Origin of the sequence: Lentzea sp. NBC_00516, assembly GCF_036346835.1 — a bacterium.
Lineage (GTDB): Bacteria > Actinomycetota > Actinomycetes > Mycobacteriales > Pseudonocardiaceae > Lentzea > Lentzea sokolovensis.
This window is the reverse complement of sequence record NZ_CP107840.1, coordinates 1,827,319-1,840,202: the sequence shown is the minus strand read 5'-3', so window position 1 is coordinate 1,840,202 and position 12,884 is coordinate 1,827,319. Positions and strand designations below refer to the sequence as shown.

Here is a 12,884-nt window from a genome sequence, read left to right as displayed (position 1 = left end):
GTCGCAGACGCTTCAAGCCGTCCCGGTCTCCCGCCGGGGCGGCTTTTTGCGTGCCGCTTCCGGGCGCCTAGGAGGCCCGTACGGCCGCTGTGATCAAGTTCCGGCCCCACCACACGCCCACGGCCGCCAGCACGGCCCAGATCGACAACGCGACGATCGAGCGCGGCGAGCCGAGATCGCTCAGCGCGTCCCCCAGCACGGCGGCGAGCACGGTCGAGGGCACCAGGCCCAGCGCCGTGCCGAGCGCGAAGTCCCGGCCTCTGACCGACGTGACGCCCGCGCCGTAGTTCGCCAGTGCGAACGGCAGGATCGGCAACAATCTGATCACGAGCGTCGCCTCCACTCCCCTGCGCGCGAAGACCCGTTCGAGCACCTGCAGCCGCTCTCCCAGCCAGCCCTTGACCGTGTCGCGGCCGAGTCCGCGGGCGATCGTGAACGCGATCATCGCGCCCGCCGTGAACCCCGCGATCGCCAGCGCGCTCCCCCACCCCACCCCGAACAGCAGCCCCGCCGCCGTCGCGAGGACCGGTTTCGGGAAGAACACCGCCGTGCCGAGCGCGCACACCGCGACGAACACGACCGGAGCCGCGCTCCCCGCGCCGTCGACCAGTGCGCGAAGCCGTGTGCCGTCGGGCAGGTCCACGAGTTGCGCCGCGACCGCCAGCGCGACGACGAGCAGCACCAGGAGGATCAGGCCCGCACGTCGCATCAGCCCAACGTACCCGGCAAGCTGGAGCACATGACCGTGCTGCTCCCCTCCGGCGAGACCGTCCCCGCGCTCGGCATGGGCACCTGGATGATGGCCGAGGATCCCTCCCGGCGCGCTGCCGAGATCGACGCGCTGCGGACCGGCCTGGACCTCGGGCTGAGCCTGGTCGACACGGCTGAGATGTACGGCTCCGGCGCGTCCGAGGCGCTCGTGGGCGAGGCGCTGGCCGGTCGGCGCGACGAGGTGTTCCTCGTGTCGAAGGTGCTGCCGTCCAACGCCTCTGTGTCCGGGACCGTGCGCGCGTGTGAAGCTTCACTGCGCCGCCTCGGCACCGACCGGCTCGACCTGTACCTGCTGCACTGGCGCGGCAGCGTGCCGCTGGCCCAGACCCTGGACGGGTTCGCGGCGCTGCTGGACGCGGGCAAGATCCGGCACTGGGGCGTGAGCAACCTCGACCTGGACGACATGCGCGAGCTCACGGCGTTGCCGGGCTTCTGCCAGACCAACCAGATCCTCTACAACCTCACCCGCCGCGGCCCCGAGCACGACCTGCTGCCGTGGCACGCCTCCGCCGGCATCCCGATCATGGCCTACTCCCCCGTCGAACAGGGCAGGCTGCTCGACTCCCCCGCGCTCGCGGCGGTCGCCCGGCGACACGACGCCACTGCTGCCCAGGTCGCACTGGCGTGGGTGCTCCGGCTGCCTCAGGTCTGCGCGATCCCGAAGGCCGGTTCGGCCGCGCACGTGCGGGAGAACGTGCGTGCGCTGGAACTCCGTCTCACGCCTGAGGATCTCGCCGACCTGGACCGGGCCTTCCCTCCCCCTGCCGGGCCGTCGCCGCTCGCCATGCTTTAGTTCCGGCCGTGAGCTGGACCGACATCGAGACCTGGATCGGCGAGAACTCCCCGGCGCTGTACGCCGTGTTGCTGCCGTCGTCGTCCGCTGTGGACATCGCGGACGCGGAGGAGAGCATCGGCTACGCACTGCCCGCCGAACTCGTCGGTTGGTGGCGGCAGTTCGGTGGCATCGGCGAGACGTACGCGCGCTGGGCGCTCGTCCCTCCGATGTGGCAGCCGCACGGCCTCGACAACGCGCTGCGCCTGCGCACGATGATGATGCAGGCGATCAGCGGCATCGCGTTCCGCACGCTCGGCGAGGAGAAGGACTACGAGGCGACCGCGCTGCGCGAACCGGCCGGCACGCCGTGCGTGGACATCTGGCTGCCCGCGTGGCTTCCGGTCGCCGCGGACGGGTCCGGGCACGAGCTGTTCGTGGACCTGCGCGACGGGGATCTGCACGGGTGCGTGATGGAGTGGGACAAGTACAGCGGCGCGGACCGCGATCCGTTGTGGCCCAACGTCACCGCGATGCTCGACGACGCGTTGCGCGCGCTGCGCGGCGAGACCGGCCACCGCCTGGTGTTCGAGCGCAACGACTTCCGCTGGGAATGAGACGCGCGTCCCACTCTCACCCCGGGCTCACGTCCGGTTCGGTAGCGTGACTCCCCGGTCTTACCAACCAGACACGAGGAAGCGAGGTGAGCGACACATGCCAGGCGACAGTAGCCAGCGCGGGTCACTTCACCTCGCTGAACCCTTCCGGGCACGCTTCAGTTCTGGCGTGTGACGCACACCCCTGCACACAAGGGGAGTCACACGATGCACGTCTTCGACATGACACTGCGCATTGCCGAGAGCATGGGCCTCGGCGCGTTGATCGGTTTCGAGCGGCAGTACCGCTCTCGCATGGCAGGCCTGCGGACCAACGCTCTCGTGGCGGTGGGCGCAGCGCTGTTCGTTCTGCTGTCCGCACAAGGCTTCGACGGCCAAGGCGACCCCACGCGCGTCGCCGCACAGGTGGTGTCCGGCATCGGGTTCCTCGGCGCGGGCGTGATCCTGCGCGACGGCCTGTCCGTGCGGGGACTCAACACCGCGGCCACGCTGTGGTGCGCGGCCGCGGTGGGGTCACTGGCGGGCGCCGGCCTGCACGTCGTCGCGGCGGCCGGCACGGTGGCGATCATCGCGGTCAACGTCGGCCTGCGGGAACTGGGCCGCGCCGTCGACCGCAAGGAAGAGGACTAGCGCGGCTGGTACGTCAGGCAGTTCGCGAGATGGTCGCCTGCTCCTGCGCCGACGCGCACGCTCTCCGCCGTGCATTCGAGCGAGGCGTTGTGCGTGCAGTCGGTGCGGGAACAGGCACCTACCTGCGCGACGACCTTGTCCAGGCCGCCCTTCGTGCCCAGCGGGATGAACGTGCCGCAGTCGGCGGCGCCGTTGTCACCGCGCACGGTGATCGCGAAGGCGTGACAGCCGTCGTGGTTGTAGGAGCAGTCGCTCACGGTGCAATCGTGGACTGCGGGCATCGCCGGGTTCTCGAGGGTGGTCATGTCCGCTCCTGCCGCGGTGGGAAAGGTTCGGTGATTCGGACGATGCCACCACGGCAGAAGGCCCGCAATTCGAAAGGAATTAGGCGAGCCTATCCTTTCGGGATTCCGCCGCGCCTATTTCCGTCAGTCGCTCCAGCCACGGATGCGTGTCCTGGCCGAGCCTGATCGCGTCGGCCAGCCACCGTCGTTGCTCCACGCTGAGCTGCGGCAACGCTGCGTCGAAGTCGGCCTCGTCCTTCGGGCGCGGCGAATTCGCCTTGTAGAACAACTGGATCTCCGGCGCCAGGTACGGGATGACCGCCGAGCTGATGCGGGTGAGCGTGCCGATGGGCCTGCGCACGCGTGGATCGCGCCGGGAAACCCAGTCTTCGCCCGCGGATTCGTCCAGCATCAGCTGGACCCGCCATTGTTCGGACCCGGCCGGACGGCACCAGATGTCGTGCACATCGGAGGGAAGGATCTCGCCGGGTCGCCACGGGCGCAGCGTTCCTGGCGGGTCGGCCGCCCACCACTCCCAGCCCGCGAGTGCGCGTTGCGCCGCGAGCTGGTCGCGGCGCAACAGCAGCACGTCGATGTCGGAGTGCGGACGCAGCGGACGGCCGACCGCCAGTTCGATGGCGTGGCCGCCCGCGATCCACCACGGAGCCTCGGTGAACAGCCCGGCGACCTCGGCCGGGCTCAGCGGCGCCCACGGAAGCTCCGTCAGGTTCACCCGTGGTCGAGAACGCGACGCAGGAACCGTTGCGTGCGTTCCTCCTGCGGCTCCGCGATCACCTGCGCGGGCGGCCCGCTCTCCACGATCACGCCGCCGTCCAGGAACAGCACCTGGTCCGCGACCTTCTCGGCGAACCGGATCTCGTGCGTCACGATGACCGTCGTCCACCCCTGCGACGCCAGGTCCTTGATGACCCCCAGCACCTCCCCCACCAGTTCGGGGTCGAGCGCGGACGTCGGCTCGTCGAACAGCACGACGCGTGGCTTCAACGCCAGCGCACGGGCGATGCCGACGCGCTGCTGCTGGCCGCCGGAGAGCTGGTACGGGTACGAGTCGGCCTTGTCCGCCAGTCCTACCTGGTCCAGCAGGACGCGGGCCTCCGCCACCACCTCGTCCACCGGGCGTTTCTGGGCGACGACCGGGCCTTCGGTGAGGTTCTCCAGGACGGTGCGGTGCGGGAACAGATTGTGCGACTGGAACACCATGCCGCTCTGGGCGCGCAGCCGTTGGCCCTCGGCTCGGCCTGCCTTGCCTGGGGGCAGTGTCGAGAAGTCGACCGACACGTCGTCGATGCGGACGACGCCGGCGTCCGGGGTGTCGAGGACGTTCAGCGAGCGCAGCAGGGTGGTCTTGCCGGAACCGGACGGTCCCAGCAGGACGGTGGAGGTGCCACGCGGGGTGGCGAAGTCGATGCCGCGCAGGACGTTCAGGTCGCCGAAGGACTTCTTCAGCCCGGTGACCTCGATGCGGATGTCGGTCATGCGATCACGTACCTGTTCAGCCTGGTCTCCAGTCGTTTCTGCCCTGCGGACAACGCCACGCAGATCACCCAGTAGTAGAGCCCCGCGAACGCGTAGAGGGCGAGGAACTCGTTGCTCTCGGCCGCGGCCAGCTGGGACTCGCGGAACAGCTCGGTCAGCAGCACGACCGAGCCGAGCGACGTGTCCTTCAGCAACGACAACAGCGTGTTGGACAGCGGCGGCACGGCGGTCCTGGCCGCCTGAGGTAGCACGATGCGGCGCAGGGTCTGCGCGTAGCCGAAGCCGATCGTGGACGCCGCCTCGAACTGGCCGCGCGGCACGGACAGGATCGCCGAGCGGACCACTTCGGCCGCGTAGCCGGCGACGTTCAGCGAGAAGGCGACCACGGCGGCGGTGAAGGGCGGGAACTTCAGGCCTATCTGCGGCAGGCCGTAGAAGACGATGAACAGCTGCAGCAGCAGCGGGGTGCCGCGGATGACCGAGATGAACGCCCGCGCCAGCCCGGACAGCGCGCGGTACGGCGAGATCCGGGCCAGAGCCACCAGCAAAGCGAGCGCGAGACCGATGGCGAACGACAGGGCGGTCAGCGGGATGGTGACCTTGACCAGGCCCACGAACATCGGCCACGCCGTCGAGCGCAGGATGTCCCACGTGCCGCGCGGGCCGCGTCCCTCCGAGAGGTCCGCGGAGCCACCGTCTTCAACGGACACGTCGGCCTTGAAGTACTTCTGGGAGATGCCGCGCAACGTGCCGTCGGCCTTCAGGGCGTCGATCGCGGTGTTCGCCTGGGTCAGCAACGCCGAGTCGGCCTGCCGCAGCGCCAGGACCTGTTCGCTGCCCGCCTGGCCGGCGTCGCCGACGATCTCGACGTCCTTCGAGCCGGTGGTGGCGAGGTAGTCGAGGACGGCGATGTTGTCGTTGACGATCGCATCGACGCGGCCCTGCTGGAGCAGCGCCGCGGCCTGGGCGAAGCCTTCGACCGCTTCGACGCGGGCACCGGCGTCACGGGCGACCTTGGCCCAGTTGCTGGTGCTGGACTGGGCGGTGGTCTTGCCGCTGAGGTCCGCGATGGACTTGATCCGGTCGTCGCCGGTGCGGCGGACGATCACGCCCCGCGAGTAGGTGTAGGTGTTCGACAGGCCGTACTTGGCGGCGCGTTCGGGGTTGCGCGACACCTGGTTCGCGATGAGGTCGATCCGGCCGGCGTCGAGCGCGGGGAAGATCGCGTCCCACTGCGTCTCGACGAACTCCAGCCGCCAGCCGGCCTTCGCGCCGATCGCCTTGACGACCTCGATGTCGTAGCCGGTCAGCTCCTGGGTCTGCGGGTCGTGGAACGAGAACGGCGGGTAGGTGCCCTCCGTGCCGACGCGGACCAGCGGTGGTTGCTCTTGTTGCGCGTACGCCGGTGCGGGGACGACGATCAACAGCAGCAGGAGCAGCACCGCGCCCCTGAACACTTGTCGCATCCGGGCAGGGTAGAGCGAACAGGGCGACCGGCGCTGAAGATCCACTATGCGGGACGAGGTGTACGGCATGGCAACGGTGACCACCGCCGAAGGACAGCGGGTGTCCTATGTGGACCACGGCGGTGACGGCCCGGCGGTCGTGCTGCTGCACAGCTTCCTGATGGACGCGACGATGTGGGCGCCGCAGGTCAAGGCCCTCGGCGACCGCCATCGGCTGATCGCGATCGACGAGCGCGGCCACGGTGACACGCCCGCCGACGCGCCGTTCGACCACTGGGACGTCGCCCGCGACACGCTCGCCGTGCTCGACGAGCTGAAGATCGGCCGCGCGGCCGTGATCGGCACCAGTCAGGGCGGGTTCGTGGCGCTGCGGATGGCGTTGCTGGCGCCGGGACGGGTGACGGCGCTCGCGCTGCTGGGCACGTCCGGTGAGCCCGAGGACGAGCAGGTCTCCGACGCCTACCAGCAGCTCGCCGAGGTGTGGATCGCGCAGGGACCGGGGTCGGTGATCGAGGCGGTCGCGAAGATCTGTCTGGGCGACTACGACCCGTCCGAGTGGACGCCGAAGTGGAGCGAGGTCGAGCCCGAACGGCTGCGGCTGATCATGAACGCCCTGGTCGGCCGTGAAGGCGTGCTGGACCAGGCCGGACAGATCGACGTGCCCGCGCTCGTGCTGCACGGCGCCGCCGACCTCGCCTACCCCGTCGGCAAGGCGGAAGCCCTGGTGGCGGCGCTGCCCAAGGCCGAGCCGCTGGTCCTCGTCGAGGGTGGCGCGCACTTCCTGAGCCTCACGCACGCGGCCGACGTGAACCCGCACCTGGAGCGGTTCCTCAGCGCGAACCTCTGACGGCCCAGGCCTTGGCGGTCAGTTCGATCGGGCCTTCCCCGGGCAGACGGGAACGGAGCAGGTCGCGCACGGCGTCGAGTTGCTCCGGCGGCAGCGTCGCGGCGTAGGCGGGTGCCGCGCCCGTACCGCCCAGGAACGGTTCCCAGAAGTCCGCGAAGTCGCGGAACACCGTGGGCACGACGATGCCGGTCACCTCGACGTCGCGCAGACCGGCGCCGGACCACAACGCCCGCAACGGGTCGGCGCCGCTCACGTCGCTGAACCGCTGGCCCTCGTCGTGCGAGGCGGCGGCGGGGTCGACGTCCTTCGCGGCGTCCCAGAACAGCCGCATCATCTGCATACCGCTCGTGTAGTCCCACAGGTACGAGCCGACGTACGACCCGGCGCGGGCGAACTCCCCCACCGCCTGGGCCGCGTCGGGCACGAACGTGAGGACGAGTCCGCTGACCACGACGTCGGCGGTGCGTCCGCCCAGGTCGGTGGCGTTGCCGACCTCGAACGTCGCGCCGGGGACGCGCTGCCGGGCGCGGTCGAGGAAGCCTTCCGACGGGTCGACGCCGGTGATCGCGGCCGGTCGGGCGTGTGCCAGCACGGCCTCGGTCAGCGCGCCCGTGCCGCAGCCGACGTCGAGCCACGTCCGGCCGGGCGGCACGTCCAGCCAGCGCAGGAACTCCACCGCGACGGGCCAGCTCCACCGGCCGACGTACCGCTCGTAGGCGTCACCGAAACCCCACACGCGTCGACGGTAGCCCCGCCGGCAAGACCCGGAGGAATAACCGGGGGCTGGTCCGGTTAGTATGGGTGATACGTCAACTAGCGAGGTCGGGTGTGCTGTGAAGATCGCTGTTCTCGGTGCGGGCCACGTCGGTCCCGTCCTCGCGCGCCTGGCCCTGGCCGCGGGCTACGAGGTGGGCATCGCGGGGTCCGGTGACCCCGCGCGGATCGAGATGATCACCGAGTTCCTCGCGCCGGGCGCCGTCGCGCAGACCGCCTCCGACGCCGTCGCGGACGCGGACCTCGTCGTGCTGGCGATCCCGTGGCACCGGTTCCCGACGCTCGATCCGCGGATGTTCGCGGGCAAGGTCGTCATCGACTCGATGAACCACTGGCCGCCCGCCGCGGAGCCGCTGGGCACGAGCGAAGAGGTCGCGCAACGGCTCCTGGGCGCGCAGGTCGTCAAGACCCTCAACCACGTCGCCTACCAGGACATGGAACCCGCCGGGGGCCGCGCCGTCGGCCTGGCCGGTGACTCGCCGGCCGCGCTGGAGGCCGTGGCGGCGTTCCTGGAGCGCATCGGGTTCGACCCGGTGCCGGTGGGGTCCCTGGCCGCGGGACGGCTGCTGGAACCCGGCGGCCCGGTGTTCGGCGTCGCGGCCCGCAGGCAGGAATTCGAGAACTTCATCAAGGAGCAGTCATGACCACGTTCGGACTCGACACGTTCGGCGACGTCACCCACGACGCGTCCGGCACCCCGCTGTCGCACGCCCAGACCATTCGCAACCTGGTCGAGCAGGGCGTGCTGGCCGACCAGGTCGGCCTCGACTTCTTCGGCATCGGCGAGCACCACACCCCCGACATGCCGCTGTCCGCGGCCGACGTGGTGCTGGCCGCAATCGCCGCCCGCACCTCGAAGATCCACCTCGGCTCGGCCGTGACGGTGCTCAGCTCGGACGACCCGGTGCGCGTGTACCAGCGGTTCTCGACGCTCAACGCCCTGTCGGACGGCCGCGCGGAGGTCATCCTGGGCCGCGGGTCCAGTGTGGACTCGTTCCCGCTGTTCGGCTACGACCTCGCGGACTACGAGGACCTGTTCGAGGAGAAGACGCACCTGTTCGCCGAGCTGCTCAAGGGCGGCCCGATCACCTGGCAGGGCAAGACGCGGGCGACACTGCACGAGCAGGACGTCGTGCCGTTCACCGAGCCGTTCCCGACGTGGATCGGCGTCGGCGGCAGCCCGCAGTCCGTCGTGCGGGCGGCGACGTACGGGTTCTCGCTGATGCTCGCGATCATCGGTGGCCACCCCGCCCGGTTCGCGCCGTTCTCGGAGCTCTACCTGCACGCGCTGGAGAAGTTCGGCCGCGACCCGTTGCCGATCGGGATCCACTCCCCCGGCCACGTCGCGCCGACCGACGAGCAGGCACGGGAGGAGTTCTGGCCGCACTACCTCGACGTGATCGGCCGGCTCGGCAAGACGCGCGGGTTCTCCACGCCGACGCCGGAGTCGTACGCGCACGAGGTGGGGCCGCACGGCGCGCTGTTCGTCGGGTCGCCGGAGACCGTCGCGACGAAGATGGCGGCCACCATGAAGAAGCTGGACGCGAGCCGGTTCGACCTGAAGTACGGGATCGGCGGGCTGTCGCACGAGTCGCTGACGCGGACGATCGAGCTGTACGGAACGAAAGTCGTGCCACTCGTGCGGGACATGCTCGCGTGAGGTGAAGGGGCTGGGGTTGCCAGCCCCCTCGTGTCACTTCTTGGACGAGGCGATCTCGCACTCCTTGGCGTGCTCCAGGCCGAGTGAGATCGACGCGGCGTCGTTGTTCGGGCCGCCGAGCGCGTAGCTGATGATCTCCGAGCCCGGTTCGTTGTGCACCTCGACGTAGCGGACTCCCTTGCCGCGCAGGCACTGCACGACGCGGTTGGCGAAGTCGACGGCCTCCGGGTTGGAGGTGTCCTTCTCCCACGGGGGCAGCGGCGACTTCGGCTCGCACGTCTGCAGCGCCTTGTCGAGCTCCTCCTTCGTGGGTTCCGTGCGGCCGCTCCCCTCGGCCGCACGTCCCTTCTTGTCCAGGCCGAGGCCCGCCAGGCACTGGTCGTACGGGGCATTCAGCGCTTCGAAGTCCTCCGGGGTCATGTCGAGGCGTTCACGGGGCCGTTGCTCCTGCGCGGCCGACGACGGGGCCGCACTGCTGGGCGGCGTCGAGATCGAGGCGACCTGGGGCTGGGCCTCGGGCTTTGCGCACGCGGCCAGCAACAGCAGCAGGGCCAGGGTGGCCTTCTTCATCGCGGGGTTTCCTTTCGTCACGCGGCGAGCGCCTGCGTCGGGGTGAGCCGGGCGGCGCGGATGGAGGGGTAGAGGCCGGCGGCGGCGCCCACGACGAACGCGGCGAGCACACCGGAGGCCAGGACTTCGAGGGGGATGACGAGCGGCCAGCGGTGCAGGGTCGCGTAGCCCGCGACCCCGAGCGCTCCCAAGGCGGTGCCCGCCAGTCCTCCCAGGCCGGAGAGCAGGACGGCTTCGGTGAGGAACTGCGCGCGGATGTGGCCGCGGGTGGCGCCGAGCGCACGGCGCAGGCCGATCTCGCTGCGGCGTTCGAGCACGGAGATCACCATCGTGTTCGCCACGCCGACGCCGCCGACCAGCAGCGCGACGCCCGCGAGCCCCAGGAACAACGCGCTGTAGGAGTTCTGGGTGGCACGTTTGGCCGCCAGCGCGTCGGACGGGCGGCTCACCTGCACCAGGCCGGGGATCTCGCCGTGGAGCGTGGCCGGCAGGATCGCGCGAACGTCCTCAATGGACTCCTCGCGGGCCTTGACGTAGACGACGGTGGGGTGGCCGTCGAACCCCAGTTGCGTGCGGGCGGCGTCCCAGCCGACCAGCACCGAGCGTTCGATGTCGGGTGCGAGCGGCATGGGGCCCAGGACTCCTGTCACCGTGAACCACTTCTCCCCCACGAACACCGCGGGGTGTTCGCCCACGTCCGGGATGCCGAGCCGGTGGGCGGCGACGTTGCCGAGCACGACGCTCGGGAAGTCCGGGCTTGGCAGGAAGTCTCCGCTTTGGACGTGGCCGTTCACGGTGTCCAGGAGGTTCGGCGTGGCGGCGAGCACCGTGATGTCGGAGCTGTGGCCGGGGTCGAGCAGGTCGTTGCGGCGGACTCGGGTGTGGGTGTTGGCGACGGCCGCGGCGGCCGTGACCGGGCCGATGCGCCGGACCATCGCCACCGAGTACTCCGGGAACAGCACCGGGTCGTCCTGACGTGGGGCGGGCTGGGCGCGCAGGAGGTTGGTGCCGAGGGCGGTCAGTTCGTCGAGCAGGGCCTGCTGGCTGGAGGCCGGAATGCCGGTGACGACCACGACGGTGGCGATGCCCAGGGCGATGCCGAGTGCGGACAGGGCGGCTCGCAGGCGGCGGGTGCGCATGCCGAGCGAGCCGAGCGCCAGGAGGTCGACGGGAGTGAGACGGCTCATCACTCGACCCTCGAAAACTGAACGGTGGCCCGGTCTCCCGTGTCCGCGATGATCCGCCCGTCCCGCAATTCCACCCGACGTGGCAACGAGGCGGCGATGTCCCGGTCGTGCGTGATCAGCGCGATGGTCGTCCCCTGCCGGTTCAGGTCCCGCAGCAACTCCAGCACCGCGAGCCCGTTCGCGGTGTCCAGGGCCCCGGTCGGCTCGTCGGCCAGCACCAGGGCCGGGTTGTTCACGACGGCGCGGGCGATGGCGACGCGCTGGCGTTCGCCGCCGGAGAGTTCGGACGGCCGGTGGTCGGTGCGGTGGCCGAGGCCGACGCGGTTCAGCGCCTCCACCGCGAGCGGGCGGCGGTCCTTGCGGCGCACGCCCGCGTAGAGCAGGCCGGTGGCCACGTTCTCCGTGGCGGTCAAGCCGTCGGAGAGGTGGAACTGCTGGAACACGAACCCCAGCCGGCTGCCGCGCAGTGCGGACAGGCGGCGGTCCGGGAGGCGGGAGACGTCCTGGCCGTCGATCTCGACGGTGCCGGACGAGGGCAGGTCCAGGGTGCCGACGAGGTGCAGCAGCGTGGACTTGCCGGAGCCGGACGGGCCCACGATCGCGAGCAGCTCACCCGCGTCGACCTGCAGCGACACGTCGTCGAGGGCCGTGACACCGCCCGGATAGCGCTTGGTCACCGAGCGCAGGGCGAGGACGGGGGTCATTGGGCGGTCACCACTTCCAGGCCGTCGGTGACGCCGTCGCCGGAGATCTCGACCTCGTCCTGCGAGTAGAGGCCGGTTTGGACGGCCTTCAAACCGCCGGAGGGCAGCTGGATCGCGTAGCCGCCCTCCTTCAGCGCCACCAGGGCCGCCAGCGGGACGGTCAGCACGCCGGTGCGGCTCTCGGTCGTGACCGTGAGGCGGACGGGGGCGGTGTCCAGGTCCTCGACGTCCGCCGGGTTGTCGGGGGTGACCACGACGTCGGCTTTCGGGCCGCCACCGTTGTCGGCGGGGGCGGCCACCTGCGTCACCGAGGTGACCTTGGCGGGGACGGCCCGGTTGTCCGGGCGCACGATCGTGACCGGCAGGTCCGCCTTCAGCACGCCCGCCTCGGAGACCGCCACCTGCAACGAGACCAGGCGCGTCGTGGGCGTGAGTTCGAAGAGTTCCTCCGTGGCGGGCTCACCGAGCTGGGCCTTCACGGTGCCGACGCGCATCGGGCGGTCCAGGACGAGCACGCGGCCGGGGGCCAGGACGCCGGTCTGCTCGGCGCCGAGCGCCTTCTGCCACTTCTTCAGGGTTTCGACCACGCGCGGGGTGAGCTCGGCCTTCGTGGCGTCCTTGGGACGGGTGCCGACCGAGTAACCGAGGGCGGCAAGGTTGTCCATCACCACGGCCACGTCCGAGCCTTTGACGCCGGGGGTGTCCAGGGCGCGGAACAACGGGGTGGCGCCGAAGAACACGACGACGGGCTGGTCGTCGACGCGGTAGAGCTCCTTGCCCAGTTCGGTGGTCTGGCCGGTGGCCGGGAGCTTCGTGACGGTGCCCGCAGCGCCCTTGACCGGGCGGGCGGTGCCGAAGCCGAGCTGGGCCTGGAGCGTGCGGGTGTTCGTGAGGTCTCCCTTTCGCACGGTCGTGGTCTTCACCGCTGGTGGAGGGGCCGCCGCGGGCTCGGGTGGCCGGGCACGCACCACCAGCACCACGGCGACGACGACCACGACGAGCGCTGTGGCCGCGATGACTGTCCTGCGCATGCCGTGGATCCTCGGAGGCACTTGTGAGGATCCTGTGTGGAACCGGTGATCGCCGTGAGGGCGTCCCTATGATC

Annotated in this window: 16 protein-coding genes; 6 read left to right on the top strand and 10 right to left on the bottom strand. The window is 70.7% G+C overall.

Annotation, left to right across the window (positions count from 1 at the left end; genetic code table 11):
• Positions 1-67: 67 nt before the first annotated feature.
• Complete coding sequence (locus tag OG205_RS08125; RefSeq protein WP_330275631.1) at positions 68-709, bottom strand: TVP38/TMEM64 family protein; 642 nt, start codon at positions 707-709, stop codon at positions 68-70.
• A 30-nt stretch (positions 710-739) separates the two neighbouring features.
• Here OG205_RS08125 and OG205_RS08120 point away from each other — a divergent pair, with 30 nt between their 5' ends.
• From OG205_RS08120 to OG205_RS08110, 3 genes are all read left to right on the top strand, one after another.
• Entirely contained in the window at positions 740-1,564 is an 825-nt protein-coding gene (locus OG205_RS08120) for an aldo/keto reductase (protein ID WP_330275630.1), read from the top strand.
• Between the two features lie 8 nt (positions 1,565-1,572).
• Positions 1,573-2,160 carry an SMI1/KNR4 family protein gene (locus OG205_RS08115; RefSeq protein WP_330275629.1) on the top strand — a complete coding sequence of 196 codons (588 nt, stop codon included), beginning with the start codon at positions 1,573-1,575 and terminating at the stop codon, positions 2,158-2,160.
• Positions 2,161-2,367: 207 nt separating this feature from the next.
• Positions 2,368-2,790: an MgtC/SapB family protein gene (locus tag OG205_RS08110; protein ID WP_093603224.1), complete on the top strand. Its 423-nt coding sequence runs from the start codon at positions 2,368-2,370 to the stop codon at positions 2,788-2,790.
• On the opposite strand, the gene OG205_RS08105 is transcribed toward OG205_RS08110, so the two are convergent.
• The 4 genes from OG205_RS08105 to OG205_RS08090 all read right to left on the bottom strand — a co-directional run bounded on the left by OG205_RS08105 (position 2,787) and on the right by OG205_RS08090 (position 6,037).
• Positions 2,787-3,095 carry a DUF1540 domain-containing protein gene (locus OG205_RS08105; RefSeq protein WP_330275628.1) on the bottom strand — a complete coding sequence of 103 codons (309 nt, stop codon included), beginning with the start codon at positions 3,093-3,095 and terminating at the stop codon, positions 2,787-2,789. The two genes, OG205_RS08110 and OG205_RS08105, sit on opposite strands and share 4 nt — an antisense overlap.
• A 79-nt stretch (positions 3,096-3,174) precedes the next feature.
• Positions 3,175-3,807, bottom strand: coding sequence for a nucleotidyltransferase domain-containing protein (locus OG205_RS08100; RefSeq protein ID WP_330275627.1), 633 nt, complete (start codon positions 3,805-3,807; stop codon positions 3,175-3,177).
• Positions 3,804-4,571 (bottom strand): amino acid ABC transporter ATP-binding protein, encoded by a 768-nt coding sequence (locus tag OG205_RS08095; protein WP_330275626.1) that lies wholly within the window; start codon positions 4,569-4,571, stop codon positions 3,804-3,806. Before OG205_RS08095 ends, OG205_RS08100 begins: the two co-directional genes overlap by 4 nt.
• The gene (locus tag OG205_RS08090; protein WP_330275625.1) at positions 4,568-6,037 is read right to left on the bottom strand and encodes an ABC transporter substrate-binding protein/permease; all 1,470 of its coding nucleotides are present in this window, start codon (positions 6,035-6,037) and stop codon (positions 4,568-4,570) included. Before OG205_RS08090 ends, OG205_RS08095 begins: the two co-directional genes overlap by 4 nt.
• 67 nt (positions 6,038-6,104) lie before the next feature.
• Here OG205_RS08090 and OG205_RS08085 point away from each other — a divergent pair, with 67 nt between their 5' ends.
• Positions 6,105-6,884, top strand: coding sequence for an alpha/beta fold hydrolase (locus tag OG205_RS08085; RefSeq protein ID WP_330275624.1), 780 nt, complete (start codon positions 6,105-6,107; stop codon positions 6,882-6,884).
• Here OG205_RS08085 and OG205_RS08080 read toward each other — a convergent pair.
• Positions 6,868-7,620: a class I SAM-dependent methyltransferase gene (locus OG205_RS08080; RefSeq protein WP_330275623.1), complete on the bottom strand. Its 753-nt coding sequence runs from the start codon at positions 7,618-7,620 to the stop codon at positions 6,868-6,870. The genes OG205_RS08085 and OG205_RS08080 overlap by 17 nt on opposite strands.
• A gap of 97 nt (positions 7,621-7,717) precedes the next feature.
• Here OG205_RS08080 and OG205_RS08075 point away from each other — a divergent pair, with 97 nt between their 5' ends.
• Both OG205_RS08075 and OG205_RS08070 read left to right on the top strand, forming a co-directional pair.
• Positions 7,718-8,302 carry an NADPH-dependent F420 reductase gene (locus OG205_RS08075; protein ID WP_330275622.1) on the top strand — a complete coding sequence of 195 codons (585 nt, stop codon included), beginning with the start codon at positions 7,718-7,720 and terminating at the stop codon, positions 8,300-8,302.
• Positions 8,299-9,318 (top strand): LLM class flavin-dependent oxidoreductase, encoded by a 1,020-nt coding sequence (locus OG205_RS08070; protein ID WP_330275621.1) that lies wholly within the window; start codon positions 8,299-8,301, stop codon positions 9,316-9,318. The genes OG205_RS08075 and OG205_RS08070 overlap by 4 nt, the downstream gene beginning before the upstream one ends.
• A 33-nt stretch (positions 9,319-9,351) precedes the next feature.
• Here OG205_RS08070 and OG205_RS08065 read toward each other — a convergent pair whose 3' ends face one another.
• Genes OG205_RS08065 through OG205_RS08050 form a run of 4 tightly spaced genes read right to left on the bottom strand, consistent with a single transcriptional unit; the run spans position 9,352 to position 12,810 of the window.
• Positions 9,352-9,888, bottom strand: coding sequence for a hypothetical protein (locus OG205_RS08065; RefSeq protein ID WP_330275620.1), 537 nt, complete (start codon positions 9,886-9,888; stop codon positions 9,352-9,354).
• Positions 9,889-9,905: 17 nt separating this feature from the next.
• Positions 9,906-11,075 carry an ABC transporter permease gene (locus tag OG205_RS08060; RefSeq protein ID WP_330275619.1) on the bottom strand — a complete coding sequence of 390 codons (1,170 nt, stop codon included), beginning with the start codon at positions 11,073-11,075 and terminating at the stop codon, positions 9,906-9,908.
• The gene (locus OG205_RS08055) at positions 11,075-11,779 is read right to left on the bottom strand and encodes an ABC transporter ATP-binding protein (protein ID WP_330275618.1); all 705 of its coding nucleotides are present in this window, start codon (positions 11,777-11,779) and stop codon (positions 11,075-11,077) included. The genes OG205_RS08060 and OG205_RS08055 overlap by 1 nt, the downstream gene beginning before the upstream one ends.
• The gene (locus OG205_RS08050; protein ID WP_330275617.1) at positions 11,776-12,810 is read right to left on the bottom strand and encodes a peptidoglycan-binding protein; all 1,035 of its coding nucleotides are present in this window, start codon (positions 12,808-12,810) and stop codon (positions 11,776-11,778) included. Before OG205_RS08050 ends, OG205_RS08055 begins: the two co-directional genes overlap by 4 nt.
• Positions 12,811-12,884: the final 74 nt, after the last annotated feature.